Origin of the sequence: Polynucleobacter sp. CS-Odin-A6 (genome assembly GCF_018882095.1) — a bacterium.
Taxonomy (GTDB): Bacteria; Pseudomonadota; Gammaproteobacteria; order Burkholderiales; family Burkholderiaceae; genus Polynucleobacter.
The window spans coordinates 18,327-41,679 of sequence record NZ_JACVPD010000002.1; the positions used below are offsets into that span (position 1 = coordinate 18,327).

16 protein-coding genes and 1 pseudogene are annotated in these 23,353 nt (G+C 46.3%); 2 read left to right on the forward strand and 15 right to left on the reverse strand.

Features of this window, described 5'->3' with window-relative positions:
- Positions 1-93 precede the first annotated feature (93 nt).
- The 10 genes from ICN15_RS04780 to ICN15_RS04825 form a co-directional block, all read right to left on the reverse strand.
- Complete coding sequence (locus ICN15_RS04780; RefSeq protein ID WP_216201567.1) at positions 94-567, reverse strand: copper chaperone PCu(A)C; 474 nt, start codon at positions 565-567, stop codon at positions 94-96.
- Positions 568-613: 46 nt separating this feature from the next.
- Entirely contained in the window at positions 614-1,087 is a 474-nt protein-coding gene (locus ICN15_RS04785; RefSeq protein WP_216201568.1) for a TlpA disulfide reductase family protein, read from the reverse strand.
- Positions 1,084-2,334 carry a sialidase family protein gene (locus ICN15_RS04790; RefSeq protein WP_216201569.1) on the reverse strand — a complete coding sequence of 417 codons (1,251 nt, stop codon included), beginning with the start codon at positions 2,332-2,334 and terminating at the stop codon, positions 1,084-1,086. The genes ICN15_RS04785 and ICN15_RS04790 overlap by 4 nt, the downstream gene beginning before the upstream one ends.
- Positions 2,334-4,490, reverse strand: coding sequence for a TonB-dependent receptor (locus ICN15_RS04795; RefSeq protein WP_216201570.1), 2,157 nt, complete (start codon positions 4,488-4,490; stop codon positions 2,334-2,336). The genes ICN15_RS04790 and ICN15_RS04795 overlap by 1 nt, the downstream gene beginning before the upstream one ends.
- 76 nt (positions 4,491-4,566) lie before the next feature.
- Positions 4,567-4,938 carry a DUF2946 domain-containing protein gene (locus ICN15_RS04800; protein ID WP_216201571.1) on the reverse strand — a complete coding sequence of 124 codons (372 nt, stop codon included), beginning with the start codon at positions 4,936-4,938 and terminating at the stop codon, positions 4,567-4,569.
- Positions 4,939-5,067: 129 nt separating this feature from the next.
- Positions 5,068-6,567 (reverse strand): tripartite tricarboxylate transporter permease, encoded by a 1,500-nt coding sequence (locus ICN15_RS04805; RefSeq protein ID WP_216201572.1) that lies wholly within the window; start codon positions 6,565-6,567, stop codon positions 5,068-5,070.
- Between the two features lie 43 nt (positions 6,568-6,610).
- Positions 6,611-7,138, reverse strand: a complete 528-nt coding sequence (locus tag ICN15_RS04810) for a tripartite tricarboxylate transporter TctB family protein (protein ID WP_216201573.1) — start codon at positions 7,136-7,138, stop codon at positions 6,611-6,613.
- Between the two features lie 107 nt (positions 7,139-7,245).
- The gene (locus ICN15_RS04815; RefSeq protein ID WP_255532911.1) at positions 7,246-8,244 is read right to left on the reverse strand and encodes a tripartite tricarboxylate transporter substrate binding protein; all 999 of its coding nucleotides are present in this window, start codon (positions 8,242-8,244) and stop codon (positions 7,246-7,248) included.
- A 221-nt stretch (positions 8,245-8,465) separates the two neighbouring features.
- Positions 8,466-8,942, reverse strand: coding sequence for a DUF1854 domain-containing protein (locus ICN15_RS04820; protein WP_216201575.1), 477 nt, complete (start codon positions 8,940-8,942; stop codon positions 8,466-8,468).
- Positions 8,939-11,251 (reverse strand): ABC transporter ATP-binding protein, encoded by a 2,313-nt coding sequence (locus ICN15_RS04825; protein WP_216201576.1) that lies wholly within the window; start codon positions 11,249-11,251, stop codon positions 8,939-8,941. The genes ICN15_RS04820 and ICN15_RS04825 overlap by 4 nt, the downstream gene beginning before the upstream one ends.
- A 210-nt stretch (positions 11,252-11,461) precedes the next feature.
- On the opposite strand from ICN15_RS04825, the pseudogene cphA (ICN15_RS04830) reads away from it, so the two are divergent.
- Both cphA (ICN15_RS04830) and cphA (ICN15_RS04835) read left to right on the forward strand, forming a co-directional pair.
- Positions 11,462-13,621, forward strand: a pseudogene (gene cphA / locus ICN15_RS04830) (cyanophycin synthetase); the annotation flags it as partial.
- 33 nt (positions 13,622-13,654) lie between these two features.
- Positions 13,655-16,225 (forward strand): cyanophycin synthetase, encoded by a 2,571-nt coding sequence (cphA, locus tag ICN15_RS04835; RefSeq protein WP_216201578.1) that lies wholly within the window; start codon positions 13,655-13,657, stop codon positions 16,223-16,225.
- 40 nt (positions 16,226-16,265) lie between these two features.
- On the opposite strand, the gene ICN15_RS04840 is transcribed toward cphA (ICN15_RS04835), so the two are convergent.
- From ICN15_RS04840 to ICN15_RS04860, 5 genes are all read right to left on the reverse strand, one after another.
- Entirely contained in the window at positions 16,266-17,276 is a 1,011-nt protein-coding gene (locus ICN15_RS04840) for a class 1 fructose-bisphosphatase (RefSeq protein WP_216201579.1), read from the reverse strand.
- 62 nt (positions 17,277-17,338) lie between these two features.
- Positions 17,339-19,957: an aminopeptidase N gene (gene pepN / locus ICN15_RS04845; protein ID WP_216201580.1), complete on the reverse strand. Its 2,619-nt coding sequence runs from the start codon at positions 19,955-19,957 to the stop codon at positions 17,339-17,341.
- Between the two features lie 33 nt (positions 19,958-19,990).
- On the reverse strand, positions 19,991-20,566 hold the full coding sequence (locus ICN15_RS04850; RefSeq protein WP_216201581.1) for a TMEM165/GDT1 family protein: 576 nt from the start codon (positions 20,564-20,566) through the stop codon (positions 19,991-19,993).
- A 107-nt stretch (positions 20,567-20,673) separates the two neighbouring features.
- Positions 20,674-21,792: an alanine dehydrogenase gene (gene ald / locus ICN15_RS04855; RefSeq protein WP_216201582.1), complete on the reverse strand. Its 1,119-nt coding sequence runs from the start codon at positions 21,790-21,792 to the stop codon at positions 20,674-20,676.
- A 10-nt stretch (positions 21,793-21,802) separates the two neighbouring features.
- Complete coding sequence (locus ICN15_RS04860; RefSeq protein WP_216201583.1) at positions 21,803-23,185, reverse strand: amino acid permease; 1,383 nt, start codon at positions 23,183-23,185, stop codon at positions 21,803-21,805.
- Positions 23,186-23,353: the final 168 nt, after the last annotated feature.

Here is a 23,353-nt window from a genome sequence, read left to right on the forward strand (position 1 = left end):
AAATACTAAATCAGCGGCATTAAAACAAAAGCCTCTTAGTCGCAAGACCTAGAGGCTTTTTTAATACCAAAGACTACAGACTCAGGAGAAAGCCTAGTGCTTCATCGCCCCGCCGTGAGCACCCATGGCATTCACAGGCAGTTTCACTTCCACTTCACCAGCTTTAGCAAACTTGAGCTTGAGTGGCACAGTCTCACCAGCAGCCAAAGGAGCCTTAATGTTCATGAACATTAAATGCATACCACCGGGCTTTAACTCAACAGCGCCACCTGCTGGCACGGCAATATCTTTCACTTGGCGCATTTTCATGACATTGCCCTCCATTGCCATTTCATGCAATTGCACTTCGCTAGCCACTGGTGAGCTAGCGGATAGCAACTGGTCGGCGTTACTACCCTTGTTTTCAATCTTCATAAACCCGCCCGCAGCCATTTGGCCAGGAACAGTAGAGCGGGTATAGGCGTTCTCAATTTTGATTGCGTTGACAGAAGCGCTCTGCGCAAATACAGACCCGCTTAAGGTGATACCCATTGCCACACAGATGGTAACGAATACATTTGATTTCATATTAAAACTCCCCTGGTTATTCTTTAACAATGACATCTTAGACAACTTAAGTACCCTTACTTAAGAAACTTTGTAGCATCTGAAAATCAATTAAGCCAGTCTTTCTGGACGACTTACCATTCTGATCGATCAGAATAGTGATTGGCGTTTCACCCTGCCATTTCGGATCGATTTCATAACGCACACGCTCATCAAATGCTGAAGCAATATAGTAATTATTTTCTCGCTCAAGCCCTGCTTTACTCAGCATTTTTTTTATTGCATTAGGAGAAACATCATCTACCTGAATAAAGATTACCTTGGCACCTGGATGACGCTTTAAAAAACTACCCCATTGTGGCATTTCCTTAACGCAAGCGGGACAGGTAACACCCCAAAAATGAATCGCTACTGGCGTACCTAGTGAGCTCTTAACCCCAGCCCAATCACCGCTTTGATAAGGCTTTAGGTTGAAGGTATCTGCTAATGCCGGACCAGCTATTGACAGCAGCATCAGGCAGATCATTAAATACTTTTTCATTGCTTCTGTCCAATTTTAATAAGTTGATATCCATCGATCCGTGTAAGCCAAGACAACATGACATCCTCATGATGGCTCAACAATAAAGGATGATCGCTATATCCCGCTGTTCTGGAAATCAACCGGGGAGCACTCCAGGTCTTACCGTCATCCATGGAGTCTTTTGTATATATCGCTGAATAGGAACCATCAAACTCTTTCCACACTAGCCAGACTTGACTGCCTGATGCCAACAAGTATGGCCTAGATACATTAGCCCCCTCTGAACCTATACGCACTGGCTTTGAGTAGCTTAAACCTTGATTACTCGAGTTCGCATAAAACACCCCAGAACGTTTGCTACCTTGTGTATACCAAGCCACATGAAACTTGCCTGTACCTGAAATAGCAATGGAGGGACCCTGATGAGGACAAGCATCTGTTTTCCAATCATCATCAGCCACTCTGCGGACTGACTCAGCCCCTGCATTGGCAATGACTTGCGTAGCGTGGTCTCGAATGCCTCCAGGAAAAATAGCGCGATAGGCAACCACGGGCTGACCCTTAGGATCTAGGCTCACACCAATGCGGCAACATTCACAACTACTGTCATTAGCAATACGTTCGGTCTGAAAAGTCTTGCCACCATCCCCTGAAAAAGCATAGGCAATTGACCCGCCAAGACGCTTCTCACCACCCTGCTTAGCCATAGCCACTAAACGCTTATCAATCCAGGAAATAAAGACAGATCCATCCGGCCTGATTAATGCCGAAGGAAAGCGCTGACTTGACCCATCTCGTACCAATGATTCAGGGGCAGTAAAGGTTTTGCCGCCATCAACAGATCTAGCGGTATTGATTTGTGCATTCCAGTTAGCATCCTTAAAAAATGAGTACGCTAAAAATACATTGCCCTGTTGATTAACTAAGATTTGTGGGCGAGCATCAGCACCCGTGTCTAAAGATTTGCCATGCTCAGCAATTTTGACTTCAGATGAGAATGTTTTCCCAAGATCGGATGACTGAGCTACAGATACCACTCCATTAGCAGTCCATGCTAGCAATAGCTTGCCATCCCCAGTCAAAAAAGGAGTGGCAGCATTAGCGCATTCCAAACCAAATCCAACACATGATGCTGGCTTTGTTGCGGAAGCACCAGCCATATGAGACGAATGATTCATTTGAGCCAATACAGAATCAAACGCAACTAGGCCCAAAGCACTCATTAAGAGCATCTTGAGAACGAGGCTACAGGATGTATTAGTCATTAGAAGATGATACGTGCACCCACAGAAATTGCTTGTGGCATACCCACGACATAGCCAGTATTGCTACTCCCGGTTCCAAAGGTGATGTATTGACGATTAAATAAGTTCACTGCAGATGCATATACAGTGGCATTTTTAGTCAACTCATAGTTAGCGCGTAGACCTACTACTGCATACGCAGCAACCGGCAGAGTATTGCTATTGTCCATCCATGAGCTTCCAATATAGCGAACCGTTGCAGTCAAGCTGGCTTGTGGAATTGGAAAATAAGTCAGACCGCCACCCAAAATATTTTGTGGAACTCCACCAACTTGCTTGCCAACCGGATCTGTTGTTGCTGTCCATGTTAATTTAGTGCTTGTAAACGCGTAGTTTGCATCTGTAGCCCACTGAGAATTAATGTCATGGTGGAATTGAAGTTCAATACCCTGACTGAGAAGACTTTGATTATTAGTGTAATAACTGGAATTAGTTGAACAGCCGAGTGGGTTTCCTACGGTTGCACACAAACTATTCGCTAAGGCCTGTTGGCTTGGCTGAATTTTATAACTCACAATCGCATTTTGAATGTAATTGTTAAAGGCAGTTAATTGTGCAAAACCACTCCTCCATCTGTAGTCTGTACCAACTTCATAACCCGTCATTGTTTCAGGAGTTAAGTTTGGATTTGCAAAAGAGTATCCAGTTCCAGAACCATAACTTCTTAAGGTGTTATTCATTCCAGGGGCATGAAAGGCCTGGTAAGCCGCTGAGCGCAAATCCCAATCCTTGCTTAACTTGTATAACAAACCCAGAGTAGGGCTTACCTGAGTTTTACTCTGATTTGGAACATTCTGATACGAGGGTATTCCTGACAATCCAGCATTGTAAGATGTCGGCGTTTGACTACTCCATTGATCCAAACGGGCTGCCAAAGTTGCTTCTAAGGGAAATGATTCTGCTTTTGATTTCACTTGGCCCAATAAACCATAAAATGTTTGTTGACCTTTGCCATAGTTAACGGCAGTAACCGACCCAGCAGTACTCAGGTTATTGGTTTGAATGGAACCAGCGATATTGCGCGCATCTACACCCACAACATATTGATCAATTAAACCGGTTACTTCTCGAGTGTATTGCGCAGAGGCGCCTACAGTGCTGTAGGGGTCTTTATAGTTCGCATTGATATAAGGATAGTTTTTTGGATTTGATCCTGTAGCTGAAGTAGTTGACCCATTTTGCTTATTAAAGCCTGTATTCCCATAGAAGAAATTGACATCTACTTTTGACTTATCGTCTAAGCGAGTGGTTGTACCCCCAGCCAAGTCAGTCTCTTGAGTAATATTTGTAGCAAAGGCATAACCTGACGAGAGATTTGACATGGTGTGATACCCCACGCGGAAGAACCCATTGGTGTCTTCAGTAGCTTTGAAATAACCCTGTAGTCTGACATTGGAGTTGTGTGAGGCTGCATCGCCTTGTCCATTCTTAATACTATTGGATGCGGCTGGAGAAATCGTCGCAATATTTTGATAGCCGTCGGTATTGAAATAATCAGCGGAGAATCTCAGCTGAAGATTTTCCGAGGCAATCAAATCCTTAGATGCGGCTACATTGCCAGCGCCAAATGCACCATAACTTGCTGAGACCTCTTGCTGACTATTGACTGGTGTTTTAGTCTTGATATTAATCACGCCACCCATTCCGTAGTTACCCCATAGACTGGAAACTCCCCCACGAATAAACTCGACAGAATCAATCGATGACATAGGGACAAGGTTCCATTGGACAGTTCCATAAAAAGCATCGTTCGCTGGCACGCCATCAATCAATACTAAGGTCCTGGCATTACCGAGTCCCCGGACATTGATACTTTGTCCGGTGGGATCCTTTTGATAATAGGGTGTGTCATTCAAGATGATGCCTGGGACATTCTTTAATACCTGATCAATGGTTTGATCCGGTGAGATCTCCAGCATTTCCTTAGTCAAAATCGTCGTGTTTAGCGGAATCTCATCCAAAGGTGTCCCAGAACGGGTTGCACTGACAGTGACATTTTTCAACTTCTGATCGTAATCGGGCGGTGGGGCAATTTGAGCCTGAGCACCAACAACAGATAATGTTGGGCCAAATAGTATGCCAAGGCATACGCTTATTTTCTTTTGCTTAAACAACATCCTCATCCCACAAACAATATTGCGACAACCCCAGATGGGTTGCCAACTGCATAGCTAGGCTATGCCCTAAAAAGAATTAGGTTGGTGTAGGGGGTGCTGCAGAAGGTGGAGTGATCCAAACCGCAAGTGGTTTGGGTGATTGATAGAACAGCTGTGGCAGCAAAGCGAGAGTTTGCGGCGCTTGAAATGTGAGGGTGGTATGAAAGGCGGGAGTGGTATTGCTCTGTGCCAAACAATAAGGGCACGGTTTGGCATCTGTAAGATCAGTCTGATCATTACTTGTCACCTGCATCTGGGTCTTATTACCATCAGCCGAGCAAATCTCCATTGCAAAACCTTGGCCATGGTTCACAAGCGATACCGCTTGTGAAACTGTGGGGGCAAGTGCGCTCATAGCGATTGCTAGTGAAGCAATCCAGTGAATAAGGCGGTTTTTACGAAGATTCATGATCTAAATATTTTATCGGAGTTTGCGGAAAATCGTTCCACCTCAATAGAACAAGGGGGCTTGCGCCCCCTTCTATCTGATCAATCTTCGTTTTTGACTTGATTGGACGATATTTTTATCTTCTATTAATTAGACTGCAGCCGCCTTTTTCTTGCCAATTACCTTGCCAATTAATGGCCAGAAGAGCAATAGCAAAGCAAGGGAACTAATGCCGGCTACCAAGTAGTTTGAGAAGAATATATCCACGCTACCTTGAGACATCAACATGGACTGACGGAAAGAATCTTCCGCACGATCACCCAAAACCAAGGCCAAGACCATTGGTGCCATTGGATAGTCCAGTTTCTTGAAGATGTATCCAAGCACACCAAAGCCAAGCATCAGCCAAACGTCAAAAGTAGCGTTGTGAACGGTGTATGCACCCACTGCACAAATCACAATAATGACTGGAGCAATAATAGAGAATGGAATTCTCAAGATGGAGGCAAACAATGGGACACAAGTTAATACAACAAACAAGCCTGCCAAGTTACCTAAGTACATACTCGCAATTAAGCCCCAAACAAAGTCTGGCTTCTCAACGAATAGCAGTGGTCCTGGTTGTAAGCCCCAAATCAATAAGCCGCCGAGCAATACAGCCGCCGTTGGTGAACCCGGAATACCCAAGGAGAGCATTGGTAGTAGAGCGGCAGTACCAGCAGCATGGGCTGCTGTCTCGGGAGCAACAATACCCTCCATCTCGCCCTTACCAAAGTTCTCACCCCTCTTGGACACGCGCTTAGCAACACCGTAGGCCATAAACGAGGCGGGAGTGGCGCCTCCGGGAGTGATACCCATCCAGCAACCAATCAAACAACTGCGCAGTGTAGTAGCCCAATATCTTGGCAGCTTCGCCCAAGTCTCTAGAACCACCTGACGACGAATCTTCGCTGCAGCGCCCTTGAATTCAAGACCTTCTTCCATCGACAACAGGATCTCGCCAATACCAAATAGGCCGATAACCGCGATTAGGAAATCAAAACCGCGCATCAGTTCATGACTACCAAAAGTCAAGCGCAATTGACCGGTTACGGTATCCATACCCACAGAGGCCAAAGCAAAGCCGAGCATCATGGCGGAGATAGTCTTAAATGGCGAACCCTTATTCATTCCCACAAAGCTACAGAAGGTTAATAAGTACACCGAGAAGAATTCAGGCGGCCCAAATTGCAAAGCAAACTTCGCAACCAAGGGTGCTAAGAAGGTAATCATCACAATGGCAAAGAACGCACCCACAAATGAGGATGTGAATGCTGCAGTCAGTGCCTCGCCCGCCTTACCTTCTCGCGCCATTGGATAACCATCAAAGGTGGTTGCAACTGACCAGGGCTCGCCAGGAATGTTAAACAGAATAGATGTAATCGCACCACCAAATAATGCACCCCAGTAGATGCAGGAGAGCATGATGATTGCCGAAGTTGGCGGCATGGTGAAGGTCAATGGCAACAGAATTGCAATTCCGTTAGCGCCACCTAAACCGGGCAGCACACCAATAATGACACCAAGAGTGACTCCGACCAGCATTAATAGCAAGTTAAAGGGTGTCATTGCGACGGCAAAGCCGTTGAATAGAGCGCTAATTTCTTCCAACTTAAACTCCTTCTTTTTTAATCTTTATTACTTATTATTATTTTTATTGCACGCCGATAAACTCGAGCGGGTTGATCCATGAACCGTGTGGCAATGGCACTTGAAACCAGTACTCAAACATCAGGTACAGAGATGCGCTCACTCCTACCGCAACTGCAAGCGCTTTCCATGCTGGATATTTACCAAGCCAAATCATGAAGATCGCAATATAGATCACAGAAGATATATAAATACCGATCAACTGGACGCCAAGCACAAAAACAATAGCCGGCAACAACACAGCCATGACCTGCTTGAAAGATTCTTTATCTACGAAGGATTCTGCTTGCTTTTTTCTATCTACTACTACAGCTTGGTAGAGTGTCACAGCGCTAGAAAAAATGATAATCAGGCTGATATAGAAGGGGAAATAACCAGCCTCTGGGCCATCACTCCCCCAGCTCGCGCCCAACTTGATGCTGCCCATCATCACAACAATGCCTATAGCAATAAATAGGAGCGCGGTGATGATATCCATCATCCTGACACTGATCACGGACTCTTGATTTGAATGATTTGAATGTTCAGACATGTGCTTCGCTCGCCATTAAATAGTTAATGAATACAGTATTACGTTTACTGATGATAGATAACAAAAAATAAGACCTCCACAGGGAGGTCCTATTGAAGACCTTCTACTTACTTGGCCAAGAAACCAGCTTCAGCCATTAACTGCTTGTGTAAAGCTTCATTCAGCGTCAACCAGTTACTAAATTCTTTACCAGTCATAAATGTTTGGTTAAATGCGCCATCAGCCATGAACTTCTTCCATTCTGGAGTTGCACGTACTTTTTTGAACAGATCGATATAAAAATCTACCTGCTCTTGAGTCACGCCTGGGGCCATAAAGATACCGCGCAACATCACATAGTCAGTGGACACTCCCGCCTCTTTACAAGTGGGGACGTCATACCAAGATTGCGTATCGGTGATCTTTTCCTTGTATGGCATGCGAGTGTCATCAAAAACGCACAAAGCACGTAATTTATTTGCACGCCATTGAGCAACCGCTTCGATTGGATTATTCACAGAAGAGTCGATGTGATTACCGACGAGCTGAACGGCAACGTCGCCACCCCCCTTAAAAGGAATATAAGTGAACTTAGCGCCGGTTGCCTTTTCCAGTGCGACGGTAATAATTTGATCCTCTTGCTTCGAGCCAGTGCCGCCCATTTTAAATTTACCTGGGCCAGCTGCCTTAGCGGCATCGATATATTCTTTGGCTGTTTTATAAGGCTTCTCTGCGTTATCCCACAATACAAATTGATCCAAGGCCAGCATAGCAACCGGAGTGATATCTTTCCAATTAAATGGAACGCCAGTAGCTAAGGGAGTGGTAAATAAGTTAGAAAGCGTGATCACGATTTTATTCGGATCGCCTTTAGCCTCTTTCATTGCCAAGAAGCCTTCAGCACCCGCACCTGCAGACTTATTCACTGGGATGATGGCCTGCTTCATCAAGTTATTTTTTGTAATGATCCCTTGGATCATCCGAGCCATTTGGTCAGCTCCGCCGCCAGGTCCGGCGGGAATAATGAACTCTACTGGTTTAGTTGGCTCCCATGCAGCTGAAGCAGGTGTGACACCAGCAACACCGAGGGCTAATACGGTGGAAATCAACGCCCCTTTGAACTTCATCTTCATGTATGCTCCTCCAGAAAAAATTTGCATACCAATATTACTTTGGCTTCTCTATGTTATGTGTAGATTTTTATCGAAGTGAGTGTATCCCTGCTTGATTACCATCAACAATTACTAAATGGGCCTTAGGGGTAACACTAACTAATTAGTACAAACCCTAATAAAACTGCATGAGAGCTAGCTTTGAATGGACTAGGTAGTTTTTCAAGGATGTATTCCTAGCGGAATCGATCCAAAAGCTTCTTGCTGACTTTATCAAGGTGAGTTGCATCTTTGATTAAGAATTGCAAACCATTAGAGTCGGCAATAAGGAGTGTATTGCCAGCAATTCGACGGATATCTTCCTCTGCTTTGAGTCTAATTCTGGTCGGGCCGCGGTCAGTTTCAATATCCCAAATACTCGGAGTAGCAAAAGTAGACACTTTGGTGATTTTTTCAATGATGGGCATGAATTCACGAGAAGCCATTTCTGCCTCGATGAGACCTAACTCAGCCTCTGGAATTGCGCCAACGCCATTAAACCAACATAACTCTTTGCCAGATTGATCCATGATGGAGATGCCAGCACCTGGAGCAGTAATTGGGAAAGCTCTCACGGGGTAGACCCCCACATGGCGGTTACCACTGGCGTCAATCAAAACCAGACGCCCAAGCGAATCTCGCTCAAGTGCGTGGGGCAATTGATGATGACTCATAGCCCGCCCCCTTGTACCGCATTCTCTTCCAGACTTTCACCAATGACACCACCCTCAACCAACTCTGCAGCATGACGAAGCTGTGCTTGATATAAGGCGTAATACGCTCCCTGCGCCTCCATCAATGCATCATGAGATCCGATTTCCACAATCTCGCCTTTATCGAGAACTACCAAGCGATCTGCTTTTCTGAGTGTGGAGAGGCGATGAGCAATCGCGATAGTAGTACGGCCCTTTACCAGGTTATCCAAAGCACGCTGAATTTCTTTCTCGGTGGTGGTGTCAACTGAAGAGGTTGCTTCATCCAAAATCAGAATGCTGGGATTAATCAGCAAGGCGCGGGCAATAGAAATTCGTTGACGCTCTCCACCGGAAAGTGATTGACCGCGCTCGCCCACTAATGAGTCATAGCCTAGGGGCAGACGGAGAATAAATTCATGAGCATGGGCAGCTCTTGCTGCTTCAATAATTTCTTCACGCGTTGCTTCAGGTTTACCGTAAGCAATATTTTCAGCAATCGTGCCAAAGAATAAAAATGGCTCCTGAAGAACCAGGCCAATACGCTTACGATAATCTGCGATCGCAATACTACGAATATCACGGCCATCCAAAGCAATCGAACCCGCACTAACATCGTAGAAACGGCAAATTAAATTCACTAAGGTGCTTTTACCGGAGCCGCTGTGCCCAACCAATCCAATCATCTCTCCTGGAGCAATATCCAGATCAATGCCTTTAGATACTGCACGATTACCATAGCGGAAACCTACGCCCCTTAAGGAGATGCGCCCTTTTACTTGACCCAAAGGTGCAGGATTAATCGGCTCAGGTACGCTCGAAACATGATCCAATATATCAAAAATACGTTTTGCACCAGCAGCTGCTTTTTGTGTATGCGAAACAATACGGCTCATTGAATCAAGGCGAATGTAAAAACGGCCGATGTAAGCTAGGAAAGCAATCAAAACACCTACCGTTACCTTTTGATGAGCAACTTGCCAAATACCAAAACCCCAAACTACCAGAAGGCCAGTCTCGGTGAGCAGTGTGACTGTTGGGGAGAACAATCCCCAGACACGATTGACACGATCATTGATTTGTAAATTGTGTTTATTGGAATCAACAAAACGCTTCAACTCACGATCTTCTTGGGCAAATGCCTTGACGACCCGAATACCTGGAATGGTATCCGTCAAGATATTAGTTACTTCAGACCACATACGATCGATCTTCTCAAAACCAAAACGCAGTTTGTCGCGCACCACATGAATCATCCAGATAATGAAGGGCAATGGTGCGAGCGTTACTAAGGCCAATAACGGATCAATTGAAATCAAAATGGCAGCAGTCATCGTGATCATCAGAACGTCAGTAGCAAAGTCGAGAGCATAGAGCGATAGAAATACGCAAATACGATCAGTCTCAGCGCCGATACGCGCAATTAAGTCGCCTGTTCTTTTGCCCCCGAAATACTCCAATGACAATTTAAGTAAATGCTCAAAGGTAGTATTCCGTAAATCTGCGCCAATACGCTCACTGACCAATGCAAGCAGGTAGGTCTTCCACCAACCCAAACCCCAGGCTACGATGGCTGCTGCAAGTAAAGCAAATAAGTATTTACTCGCTAAATCAAAGTCAATGGGATTCCCTTTTTCATAAGGGATCAGCACATGATCCATGATCGGCATTGTGAGATATGGAGGTATCAGGGTCGCACCTGTTGACAGCAAGGTCAGTACAAAGCCTAGTGCAAGTTCTTTTTTATAGGGGCGCGCAAAACGCCACAATTTAAATAAGGTCCAAGTAGACGGGGGAATATCTTCCTCAGGATCGCAAGTCGGGCATGCATCTGAATTCGCGGGCTTGGGAGTTAAGCAAACCGAGCACACCTGCTTGTCGTATTCGGATGCCTCATGACTCGGGTGATTCAGTTGATCGCCACGCAACAGTTGCATAAAGCCGGTCTGTAAACGCAAGATCTGAGGATTTACCGCTAAAGTAAAATACCAAATCCTAAGCAGATTGGTCTCGGACTCCAGTCTAAGGTGACCCACCCCAGCATGATCCCCATGCAAAAGATGAACCCCAGAACGCATCGGCCAAAATTCCGAGCGATTGCCATCAACCCAAATCAACCCTGCCGGAATTAAGCAAAGCAGGCTTTTTTCAAAGCGCATCTCTCTATCAAGATCCAGCTCAACCCAGGCCATTATTGAACCTAGGTCCTCAATGGGGTGAGATGATCCTATCAAAGCACTTGTCCAATGACTTGGTGGAGGGGGTGCGGATAGGGAAATTTCTGGGTTCATTAGTTCTAAAAGTATAGTGGAGCTAGATTTTTTAGATTTAATAGCTCTGTCAACTTTGAGGGGAAGAAAGCCGTTAAATGATTAACTTAGGCCTTTTTATGTATTTTTGCCAATTTTGTGGATTTTGAATAATTATTAGAACTAGAGAGACAGCCTGAGACACTCCCGCCATGACTTTTAAAGGCGGCGCTGAGATTGCCCATTCCACATATGCCCCAATTACTAGATAAAACCATTGAGATCCTGAGCGTGAAGCATCTCCGCGGACCCAATATGTGGACTTACCATCCCGTGATTGAGGTTTGGGTAGATATTGGTGACTTGGAGGACTACCCCTCTAACCTGATTCCTGGGTTTTATGAGCGCTTGATCCTAGCGTTGCCAAGCCTTCAAGAACATCGTTGTAGCTATGGTGAAGCCGGTGGATTTTTAAAGCGCGTTGAAGAAGGCACCTGGCCTGCTCATATTCTCGAACACCTCACCCTTGAATTACAAAATTTAGCTGGCATTCCCGGTGGATTTGGTAAGGCCCGTGACGGCGACCGTCGGGGTGTTTACAAAGTCATGGTGAGCGCAATCAATGAGGAAGTGACGCTCACTGCCCTCAAATATGCGAGAGACTTATATCTTGCCTTAGCTCAAGATACTAAAGACCCAGTGGCTGAGGTACAAACCATTCTCGAAAATCTGCGCGAGCTCGGCGATGATCTGTTGCTAGGGCCTAGCACTGCTTGTATCGTGAACTCAGCAGAGGAAATGGGTATCCCCTCAATCCGCTTATCAGAGGGCAACTTGGTACAACTGGGTTATGGGGCCAATCAACGCCGCATCTGGACAGCAGAAACAGATCAAACCAGTGCTATCGCTGAAACCATTTCTCGCGACAAAGATCTCACAAAGAGTCTGCTATCTAGCGCAGGCGTACCAACCCCTAAAGGTCGCACAGTCACCAGCCCAGACGATGCTTGGGAAGCTGCACAAGATATTGGTCTGCCTGTCGTGGTTAAACCGATTGATGGCAATCATGGTCGCGGAGTATTTATTAATCTTTACACTCAACTAGAAATTGAAGCTGCTTACGCAGTTGCCATTGATGAAGGCAGCGAAGTCTTAGTTGAGCGCCACATTATTGGTGATGAGCATCGCCTTTTGGTGGTTGGCAACAAAGTCGTCGCAGCTGCCAAAGGTGAAACAGTTTGGATTACAGGTGATGGTAAACATACGGTCCTTGAACTTATTCAGACTCAGATTAACTCTGACCCCCGTCGCGGTAGATCAGAGGAGTGTCCACTCAATCCAGTTCGAATTGATTCTGCAGTCGAGCTCGAGCTTGCACGTCAAAAGCTAATTGGCTCAAGTGTTCCAGCTCCCGATCAAAAAGTACTGATTCAAAGTAATGGCAATGTCGCTTTTGATGTGACTGACTTAGTACACCCGGAGGTGGCTAGTCAGGTTGCCTTAGCAGCACGCGTGGTGGGATTGGAAATTGCTGGTGTTGACTTGGTTGCTCAAGATATTAGCAAGCCATTAGAAGAACAAAATGCTGCCATTGTCGAAGTAAATGCTGGCCCCGGTCTCTTGATGCACTTAAAACCGGCCAGCGGCAAACCACAGCCCGTAGGTAAAGAAATTGCCAATCACCTTTTTCCACCTGGAGCTAATTTTCGCATTCCTGTAGTGGGTGTCTGTGGTGCTCGCGGTAAAACTCCTGTTGCAGAAATGATTGCGCACTTCTTGCGGCTCACTAATTTATATGTCGGTCTCTCGTGCAGTAAGGGATTATTTTTTGGTCATCGCGCCATTCAAAAAAGCAATGCGGCTAATTGGGAAAATGCCCGTCGTACTTTATTGAATCGCGCAGTTGAAGCCGCTGTTATCGAAAATAATAATTTATCCATGTTAATTGAAGGTCTTGCCTACGACCGTTGCCAAGTAGGTGTTGTACTCAATGTGGATCCGATGGCCAACTTTCCTCAATATGCCATCTATGATGAAGACCAAGTCTTTAGCATTATGAGAACGCAAGTCGATGTTGTGCTGCCAACTGGAGTTGCCGTTCTCAATGCAGATGACCCCCTAGTTGTCAAGATGGCGGAGCTTTGCGATGGCGAAGTGATCTTCTTTACCCAAGATTCCTCATCCTTAGTACTACAAGAGCATCTCAAAAAGGGTAGTCGCGCAGTCATCATTGGTAAACAGCAAATTACCTTAAAAACTGGCAATCAGGATCAAAAGAATATTCCTGTGCCAAGCTATTCAGAGCTCGATGCTAGCGCGCCCTGGCAGCCCATGAATCTGGGCGCTGCAATTGCTGCAGCCTGGGCTTTGGGAATCCCGTTTAATGTTTTAGAGGCTGGTGCAGAAACCTTTGTTTCTGATGCCATCATTCCAGCGGGGGTCTAATTGGAAATTACTCGTATTCGTATGCTACGCGGCCCCAATTTATGGAGTCGCCATACCGCGCTAGAGGCCATTGTTTCTTGCGATGAATCTGAGCGCTCCATCGATTCGATTCCTCAATTTGAAACTAAAATCCGTGAGCGATTTCCCCAGCTCGGAAGTATGCGTCGTGGTGGCCATAATGAGGCTCTATCTTTAGCACATGCACTTGAGCACGCTGCCTTAGGCCTTCAATCTCAAGCAGGTTGCCCAGTCACATTTAGTCGCACAGTGCAGACGATTGATGCTGGGGTTTACCAAGTTGTCGTGGAGTACACCGAAGAGGTTGTGGGGCGCATGGCTTTTGACTTTGCTTTTGCCCTCATTCAATCGACCCTGAATGACGTACCCTTTGATCTGGCAGCCGCCCTCTCAGAATTAGAAGCTTTATATGAAGATGTGCGCTTAGGACCCAGCACCGGCTCCATTGTGGATGCTGCTGTTCAAAGAAATATCCCTTATCGCCGTATGACTGAGGGCAGCATGGTGCAATTTGGTTGGGGGAGTAAACAAAAGCGCATTCAAGCAGCTGAAACTAGCGATACCAGCGCGATTGCAGAGGCTATTGCGCAAGATAAAGAGCTCACCAAAAACTTATTAGCCGCGGCTGGAGTATCAGTTCCCATCGGTGAAGTTGTTACTACTGCGGATGATGCCTGGCGTGCCGCCCAAAACATTGGTGGCCCAATCGTACTCAAGCCCAAAGATGGTAACCAAGGCAAAGGGGTTGTTGCTAACATCCAGACTGAAGCCGAAGTACGGGCTGGATTTATTGTTACTCAAGCCTTTGGCCGTGAAACCATTGTTGAGCGCTACTTACCTGGAGCTGACTACCGCCTTCTCGTGGTAGGTAATCGCCTTTCAGCAGCAGCACGGCGCGAACCCGCTCAAGTTGTTGGTGATGGAAAAAATACCGTTGCGCAATTGGTTGAGCAGGAAAATAAGAATCCCTTGCGTGGCGATGGCCATGCTACTGCCTTAACCAAGATTCAGTTTGACGAGATTGCGCTTGCGCATTTGGCGAGTAATGGCTTCAGCCCCCTTTACATACCTAAAACGGGTGAACGCATCCTATTGCGTAATAACGCTAATCTGAGCACAGGCGGGACTGCAACTGATGTGACTGATGATGTTCATCCGGATGTTGCTGCTAGCGCTATCGCTGCTGCACAAATGATTGGATTAGATATCGCCGGGGTCGATGTTTTGTGTGAAGCAATTTACAAACCATTAGAGGCACAAGGTGGTGGTATTGTTGAAGTCAATGCAGCACCGGGCTTACGAATGCATCTCAACCCCTCCTTTGGGAAGAGCCGCCCTGTTGGTGAAGATATCGTCAACATGATGTATCCCCTTGGCGAGGATGGACGCATTCCAGTGGTAGCAGTGACTGGCACAAATGGAAAAACAACCACTGTTCGATTGATTTCTCATTTACTCAACGAGAACGGCTTACGGGTTGGTATGACCACAACGGATGGGGTCTATATCAATCATCGCCTGATTGACTCTGGTGACTGTAGCGGTCCCAAGAGCGCTCGCAATGTACTCATGCATCCCGATGTCGATGCCGCTGTTTTAGAAACGGCCCGTGGCGGTATGCTGCGTGAAGGTCTGGGTTTTGATCGCTGTGAAGTTGCCGTTGTTACCAATATTGGCGAAGGTGACCACTTGGGCCTGAACTACATTACTAGCGTTGAAGACTTAGCTATCCTGAAAAGGGTCGTAGTACAAAACGTGGCGCCTACTGGTGCGGCAGTTCTGAATGCTGCCGATCCGATGGTTGTGAAGATGGGTGATGTCTGTACAGGGCGAGTGATTTTCTTTGCGCAGAACCAACATCACCCTGTCATTGCAGCGCACCGCGCCAAGAATAAAAAAGTGATTTACTTTGATGGGGCCTATATCGTCTGCTCCAAAGGGTCACGCATACTTTTCCGCTTCCCGGTTAGCGAAATTCCGCTGACTCAAAACGGCATATTGGGGTTCCAAGTAGAAAATGCCATGGCCTCTATTGGCGCGGCTTGGGCTTTAGGTTTGGATGCCGACATTATTGCGCGTGGATTGCATTCTTTTGAGAGTACTGCAAACGCGGTTCCTGGACGGTTTAACCAATTCCAGCACAAAGGCGCGACCGTCATTGCGGATTATGGCCACAACCCAGATGCAATGCGTGCCTTAGCAAACGCAATTGAAGCCATGAAACCTGTTAGGAGTCATGTGGTAATTAGCGGCGCTGGAGATCGTCGCGATGAAGATATTCGTGACCTCACGCGTATCCTAGGTAACAGTTTTGACAACATCATTCTCTACCAAGACCAATGTCAGCGTGGACGTGAAGACGGTGAAGTGTTGAAGCTTCTTCAAGAAGGCCTAGTAGGTACAAGTAAAGCTAAGCAAGTAAAAGAAATTACCGGGGAATTCTTAGCAATTGATACGGCACTCAATGATTTGTCTGCTGGGGATATCTGCCTCATACTGATTGACCAGGTAGAGGAGTCACTTGCCTACCTTAAAGAGAAAGTACAACCTTAAGTTCGGCTGTATTTTCCTTGCTATTCTTGCTGGCTATTTTTTATGCTTGCGCATGATATTGCTGTAAGCGCTCAATTTCTTCTTTAGACCCTAGCATCACAGATACCCGCTCATGAAGCTCGGTCGGAATCATATCCATGATCAGTTGCTCACCATTGGTTGATGCTCCACCAGCCTGCTCTACCAAGAAGCTCATAGGATTAGCCTCATACATTAACCGTAACTTGCCAGGCTTATGCGGCTCACGCTGATCCCATGGATACATAAAGACACCACCACGCGATAACACACGATGGACATCAGCCACCATGGAAGCAATCCAGCGCATATTGAAATCTTTATCGCGCTCACCACTGACACCCGCTAAACACTCATCCACATAGCGACGAACAGGCTCAGCCCAGTGACGCATGTTGGACATATTGATAGCAAACTCTTTAGTAGAGTGGGCAATTTCCACTGCGTGCTTAATTAATACAAATTCACCCGTGACTTTATTTAATGTAAACATCACGACACCCTCGCCTAGTGTGAGGGCCATTGTCGTTTGCGGGCCATACACTACATAACCTGCTGCTACTTGATGGCGTCCTGACAATAAAAAATCAGTAGTTTGTAAGGAGGCCGTAGGATCTTGTTTCTTTAGTACAGAAAAAATAGTGCCAATCGACACGTTCACATCAATATTAGATGAACCATCCAAAGGATCAAAGAGTAGCAAGTAATCGCCAGTACCTTGAACGGGCAAGGGAAACTCCATTTCCTCAGAAGCTAAGCCCGCCAAAGATCGGCACCCTTGCACACCATCAATCAACAAGTCATTGGCTATGACATCCAGCTTTTGCTGAACTTCACCCTGAACATTACCAGTACCGGCAGAGCCCAATAAGCCGATCAAAGCACCTTGCGCTACTTCGTGACTCAGAGTTGAACAGGTATGAGAAACCGCCAGCAAAAGCTCTTGCAGGCCAGCAGGAATAGCTGAGCCCTTGAACTGAGTAGTTTCTAAATACTGCTTGAAATTGGTATTAAAAGTACTTGAAGCGGTCAAAAGGAATTTCTCCGTAATGGGTTGATGCAGTAATGACTCTATTTTGCCTTGTTATAGGATGCTTAATTGCCTAAGTTGCCTAAGGCCTTCAAAACCACCTCTTTCACATCCGCAGAGAGGGTTTCAGATGCGGCCACCTGTTTTAGAGCTGCCAGCATCTGCTCCTGATAAATCGGCGCAAACTGGCGCCAGCGGTCTAATCCCCTTGCCAAGCGTGCAGCAACTTGTGGATTGATAGGATCCAAAGCAAGCACCGACTCGGCCCAAAATGCATAACCGCTGCCATCAATCTGATGAAAGCTGGCTGGGTTATTCATACAGAAAGCATGGATCACACTGCGAACGCGGTTAGGGTTATTCATTTTGAAGGCTTCATGCTCACGCAAGCGCTTGACTTCACTCAAAGTGGGGGCAGCATTGGCAACGGGCGGACGACTGGATTGCAAAGCAAACCACTTATCAATGACTAAGGCATCGTCAGCAAAGCGAATATAAAAATCCTCTAAACAAGCAGTTGCGGATTGAGCCCCATGAATGACCAATCCTGCTAACGCTGCGTAGCGGTCAGTCATATTGTCAGCATTCTGGTATTGATTTACGGCCATTGGTGCCCAGATCAGGGGATCTGCTTCGAGCAACATACTCAGTGCTAAGTTTTTCAAAGCCCGCTTACCAGCACTAGCGGCATCCGGGTTAAATGGTCCTGGGGTTTGCATCTGCTGATAAAGTGCAGCCCATTCGATACGTAACTCACTAGCAATAGCATGGCGGAAGGAGCGACGTGCGACATAAATCTTTTGTGGATCAACACTGATGCACTGCTCATATAAATAGGTTTCTGCTGGCAAGGTTAGAACTAAGTCCTTAAAAGCAGGATCGAGATCAGGATCAGTTAAGAGATTGCGATAGGCAGCAATCAGGTTTATATCTGGCAAGCGATTTTCTAAAATCATTTGCATTGCCAATTTCTGACCAGCCTCCCAGCGATTAAAGGCATCGTCATCACTAGAGAGCATCACTAATAGATCTGCTTCGCTTTGATCAAAATCGAGATGAATCGGTGCTGAGAAGTTTCGGTTAATCGACAGCACAGGGCGACTTCCCAGCCGATCAAAAGTCCAAGTTTGCTGTGCTTGCGTTAACTCTAACAAAATCTCAGCCCGATTATTTTCAGGGGTCAGCAAGCACATCTTCAATGGAATATGAAAAGGCTCACTCTCTTTTTGTGCCGTGTTTACTGAATGACTTTGAGTTAAGGTAAGGTGATATTGCTGTTTAGCCGCGTCGTAGGATTCTTTTACTGATACCTGAGGCGTGCCCGCATAGCTATACCAATGTTTGAATTGCGAAAGATCTCGGCCATTAGCATCGGCCATGGCGGCCAAAAAATCGTCACAGGTTACTGCTTGTCCATCATGACGTTTGAAGTAGAGATCCATCCCCTTGCGGAAGCCCTCAATACCAAGCAAGGTTTGATACATGCGCACAACTTCAGCGCCCTTCTCATAAACGGTTACGGTGTAAAAGTTATTAATCTCTTGGTATTCATCAGGGCGAATCGGATGAGCCATGGGACCCGCATCTTCTGGAAACTGCAATTGACGCAAGAGGCGGACGTCCTCAATGCGTTTTACTGCTCGCCCCGACTCACTTCCCATTTGATCCGCAGAAAATTCTTGATCACGGAACACAGTCAGGCCTTCTTTGAGCGAGAGCTGAAACCAATCACGACAAGTCACTCGATTACCGGTCCAATTGTGGAAGTACTCGTGCGCTACAACGCTTTCGATATTGGCAAAGTCAGCATCAGTTGCAGTTTCGGCTTGAGCGAGAACATATTTGGTATTGAAGATATTCAAGCCCTTATTCTCCATTGCACCCATATTGAAATCACCCACTGCAACAATCATGAAACGCTCCAGGTCAAGCTCTAGACCATAGCGCCTTTCATCCCAACGAATGGAGGCGATTAAAGAATCCATTGCGTGACGGGTCTTTTTTAGATCATGAGGTTCGACCCAAATTTGCAATAACTTCTGTGCACCGCTACTAGTGGTAATAGTCTCTTCAATACATTCCAACTTACCAGCAACCAAAGCAAATAAATAGGATGGCTTCGGAAATGGATCCTCCCAAACAGCGCTATGCCAACCATTAGAGAGTTTCTCAGTGCTAATGAGGTTTCCATTAGAAAGTAGAACTGGGTACGCAGCCTCGCGAGCGCGCAAGGTAACGCGATATCGTGCCATTACATCCGGTCTATCGAGGAAGTAAGTAATCTTTCTAAAACCTTCAGCTTCGCATTGCGTAAAAAAGTTGCCATTAGAAACATACAGGCCCATCAGGGAAGTATTTTTCTCAGGCACACAGACGCAGATAATTTCGACAACAAAACCCTGCTTGCCCCCACTAGGCAAGGCATGAATAGTCAAAGCTTCTGGATTCAACTCAAACTGACGATGCGCCTCACCGTTAATGCGCAAACTAACAAACTCAAGCTCATGACCCTGCAATACCAGAGGAGCACCTGCCTCATAGCCAGCTCCAGGCAAAACTTCAAGGCGACTTTTTACAATTGTCCTAGCAGGATCTAAGGCAATGTCGAGTTCGACCTGTGAAAAGGTATAAGTTGGAGCGCGGTATTCGAGCCTACGAAAGCTCTGTGGGAGATCAGTTTTCATAGGGCAATTTTAAGCCCTGTGGATCCATTTGCCCTAGCCCCAAATAAGGGTTGCTGCACCGATAGCAATGAAGGTTACGGCAGCTACAGCATGTACCCACCGAATTGGCATGCGCTGGGTAAATTTCTGACCAATCCAAACCGCTGGAGCATTGGCTAACATCATCCCCAAAGTGGTACCAACGGTTACAGAAAAAACATCGGAATACTTAGCGCCTAAAGCAATCGTTGCGATCTGAGTCTTGTCCCCCATCTCTGCTAAGAAGAAAAGTCCAACCGTCAGAATAAATACCTGAAAAGGGCGATCAACTGCCTTAGAACTTCCAGCATCATCAATATGATCAGGAACCAAGAGCCAGAGCCCTATTCCCAAAAAGCTTAATCCCAAAATCCACTTCAGCAGGTCTGGGCTCAATAATGTGGTGAGCCAATGACCTAGTAATGCGGCACAGGCATGATTGGCGATGGTTGCAATCAGAATCCCGCCGATAATCGCAAAGGCCTGCTTGGGATAGCGTGCAGCTAGCATGAGTGAGAGTAATTGTGTTTTATCACCCATCTCGGCGAGAGCCACTACACCCGTAGAAATTGCTAGTGCGGATAAGTCCATTCTTGAATAATAGAGGAAGATCCAGTCATTGCAAGCTTCTATCTATTTTGTACTGAATGCATCAGATGAAATTGATGCATTCAGCATGGACAACTTTAATGCGAGAATTAAACAGCCAACAACTCTTCGGCCGATACAAAATCGACTTTTTGGGCCTGAGCTACCGGCTCAGATGTCAGACTTCCTCGATGCACACTCAGGCCGTTACGCAAGTGATGATCTTTAGATAAGGCTGTCACTATTCCGCGGTTTGCCAATGCTTCAATAAAGGGGTAGGTCGCATTAGTCAAAGCAAAAGTAGATGTGCGAGCAACTGCGCCGGGCATATTCGCAACACAATAGTGCAGTATGCCATCCACCATAAAGGTAGGATCTGCGTGCGTAGTGGGTTTAGATGTTTCAAAACAACCGCCTTGATCAATTGCTACATCGACCACTACTGCGCCAGCCTTCATCTTGCGAACCATCTCTCTAGTGACCAGCTTTGGCGCTGCGGCACCTGGCAATAACACGGCACCAATCACTACATCGGCTTCGCAGACTTCTAACTCCACTAAAAGTGGATCTGCATAAAAGGTTCTTACGCGATTCCCGTAGAGCATATCAATCTGTCTTAAACAGTCAATATTGCGATCAAAGATACAAACCTCTGCACCCATGCCAACCGCCATTTGCAAAGCATTTCGCCCTACTACACCAGCCCCCAATATGACCACCTTTGCCGGCGCTACTCCAGGGACGCCGGCCATCAAAATACCTAATCCTCCAGACGTCTTTTCTAGATGAATAGCGGCAGCTTGAATGGACATCCTGCCTGCTACCTCACTCATAGGCGCCAAAAGCGGCAGTGTGCCAGTGCATGAAGTGACAGTTTCATATGCAATACACGTGGCTCCCGAAGCGATTAAGGCCATAGTCTGCTGTGGATCTGGGGCCAGATGAAGATAAGTGAAAAGAATTTGATCTTCACGCAACATCGCGCATTCTTGTGGCTGAGGCTCCTTTACTTTAACAATCATCTCTGCTTTGGCAAACACCTCTGCAGCACTATTAATCAAAGAAGCTCCAGCTAAGCGGTAAGACTCGTCGCTCAAACCAATTTGCTCACCAGCTCCACGTTGCACTAAAACAGAGTGACCGTGCTTACACAAACCCCGAACATTACCTGGTGTTAAGCCAACACGAAATTCATTATTTTTTACTTCTTGAGGTACGCCAACAATCATTTATATCTCCTTATTTGAATTCACGACTCAGTTTTGTTTTGCGATGCAAGCCAACGAGATAAAACATGGCGAGATACACACTTAATAAGCACGGACCTAAGATCAAAGCTATCCGTGCATCCTCATGAAAGCCCATCAACACCACTACCAAAGCAATAAATGCCAATGCGAACCACGAGGAATAGGGCCACCAGGGTGCGCGATAGGCCAACTCAGCAACCTGGGTTTTAGTAAGAGAACGGCGAAATTGAATTTGTGTGATCAAAATAGCAATCCATACCATCAGACCAATAAAAGTAACTGCGGCCATGATGTATTGAAATGCCTTATCTGGAACAAAGTAATTCAATACCACTCCCGTCATACAGACTGCTACGGTAGCCATCACTGCCCGATGCGGAACACCATTCTTTGATAGCTTGGCAAACGGAGCTGGCGCATAGTTATTCTTCGAGAGTGCGTACAAGAGACGACCGCCACTAAAGATGCCGGCATTGCAAGATGACAACGCTGCAGTAATCACCACAAAGTTAATGATTCCAGCAGCCTCACGCAGTCCAATACGCTCAAACATCACTACAAACGGACTACCTTGTTGGCCAATTTCATTCCAAGGAAAGATGGCTAAGATAACGAGGATTGCGCCCATATAGAAAATCAAGATGCGCCATGCCAATGAATCAATTGCCATGGGAATCGTTTTGCGTGGATTCTCAGCTTCACCAGCAGATAAACCAATCATCTCAATACCAACATAGGCAAATAAGACCATCTGCAAGGAAAGTAGCATTCCGCTAATCCCGTTCGGAAAGAAGCCGCCGTGTTGCCACAAATTACTCAAGCCAATCGGTTGCCAGTCATTGGTAAAGCCAAACAAAATGACGGAAGCACCTAATGCAATCATGGCAACAATAGCAACTACTTTGATTAAGGCAAACCAAAACTCAAACTCACCAAAAACTTTTACAGCAATGAGATTAATCAGGCCCATCATCAAGATAGAAGATAAGGCCCATATCCACTGAGGTGTATCAGGAAACCAAATGCCCATATAAATACCAACAGCAGTTACCTCAGCAATGCCAACGACAATCCAATAAGTCCAATAACCCCAACCCACCATATAGCCTGCTAGTGGGCCAACGTAGTTGTTGGCATAGGCGGCAAATGAGCCCGCTACTGGCTCATGAACAGCCATTTCCCCCAAGGTGCGCAGCACAATGAAGGCCACGATGCCGGCCAGCAGGTATCCCAGCAAAATAGAGGGTCCTGCGATTTGGATCGCGCTAGCCGATCCCAGAAATAATCCAACTCCGATAGTAGAACCCAAGGCCATGAGGCGAATATGCCGGACTTTGAGGTGGCGCTTTAAACCAGTGTGTTCAGTCTGCAAAAGAGACCTCCTTTCGATTTGTCGTTGATAAGTCACCAACGAGACAAAGTCTAGGGAGGACTGGACTTCTAGACTAGAGGCTAGAAATGCACAAAGTGCTTAAAGAAATAAATATGAGGTGCAAAAAAGTTGTTAACCTAATAGATAAAGGCTAAGACGAACTTGAAT

What these genes read in the sequence shown, in the direction of transcription:
- ICN15_RS04780 (WP_216201567.1), bottom strand. Translation starts at nt 567, where the DNA reads ATGAAATCAAATGTATTCGTTACCATCTGTGTGGCAATGGGTATCACC.
- ICN15_RS04785 (WP_216201568.1), bottom strand. Translation starts at nt 1,087, where the DNA reads ATGAAAAAGTATTTAATGATCTGCCTGATGCTGCTGTCAATAGCTGGT.
- ICN15_RS04790 (WP_216201569.1), bottom strand. Translation starts at nt 2,334, where the DNA reads ATGACTAATACATCCTGTAGCCTCGTTCTCAAGATGCTCTTAATGAGT.
- ICN15_RS04795 (WP_216201570.1), bottom strand. Translation starts at nt 4,490, where the DNA reads ATGTTGTTTAAGCAAAAGAAAATAAGCGTATGCCTTGGCATACTATTT.
- ICN15_RS04800 (WP_216201571.1), bottom strand. Translation starts at nt 4,938, where the DNA reads ATGAATCTTCGTAAAAACCGCCTTATTCACTGGATTGCTTCACTAGCA.
- ICN15_RS04810 (WP_216201573.1), bottom strand. Translation starts at nt 7,138, where the DNA reads ATGTCTGAACATTCAAATCATTCAAATCAAGAGTCCGTGATCAGTGTC.
- ICN15_RS04815 (WP_255532911.1), bottom strand. Translation starts at nt 8,244, where the DNA reads ATGAAGTTCAAAGGGGCGTTGATTTCCACCGTATTAGCCCTCGGTGTT.
- ICN15_RS04820 (WP_216201575.1), bottom strand. Translation starts at nt 8,942, where the DNA reads ATGAGTCATCATCAATTGCCCCACGCACTTGAGCGAGATTCGCTTGGG.
- ICN15_RS04825 (WP_216201576.1), bottom strand. Translation starts at nt 11,251, where the DNA reads ATGAACCCAGAAATTTCCCTATCCGCACCCCCTCCACCAAGTCATTGG.
- pepN (WP_216201580.1), bottom strand. Translation starts at nt 19,957, where the DNA reads ATGAAAACTGATCTCCCACAGAGCTTTCGTAGGCTCGAATACCGCGCT.
- ICN15_RS04850 (WP_216201581.1), bottom strand. Translation starts at nt 20,566, where the DNA reads ATGGACTTATCCGCACTAGCAATTTCTACGGGTGTAGTGGCTCTCGCC.
- ald (WP_216201582.1), bottom strand. Translation starts at nt 21,792, where the DNA reads ATGATTGTTGGCGTACCTCAAGAAGTAAAAAATAATGAATTTCGTGTT.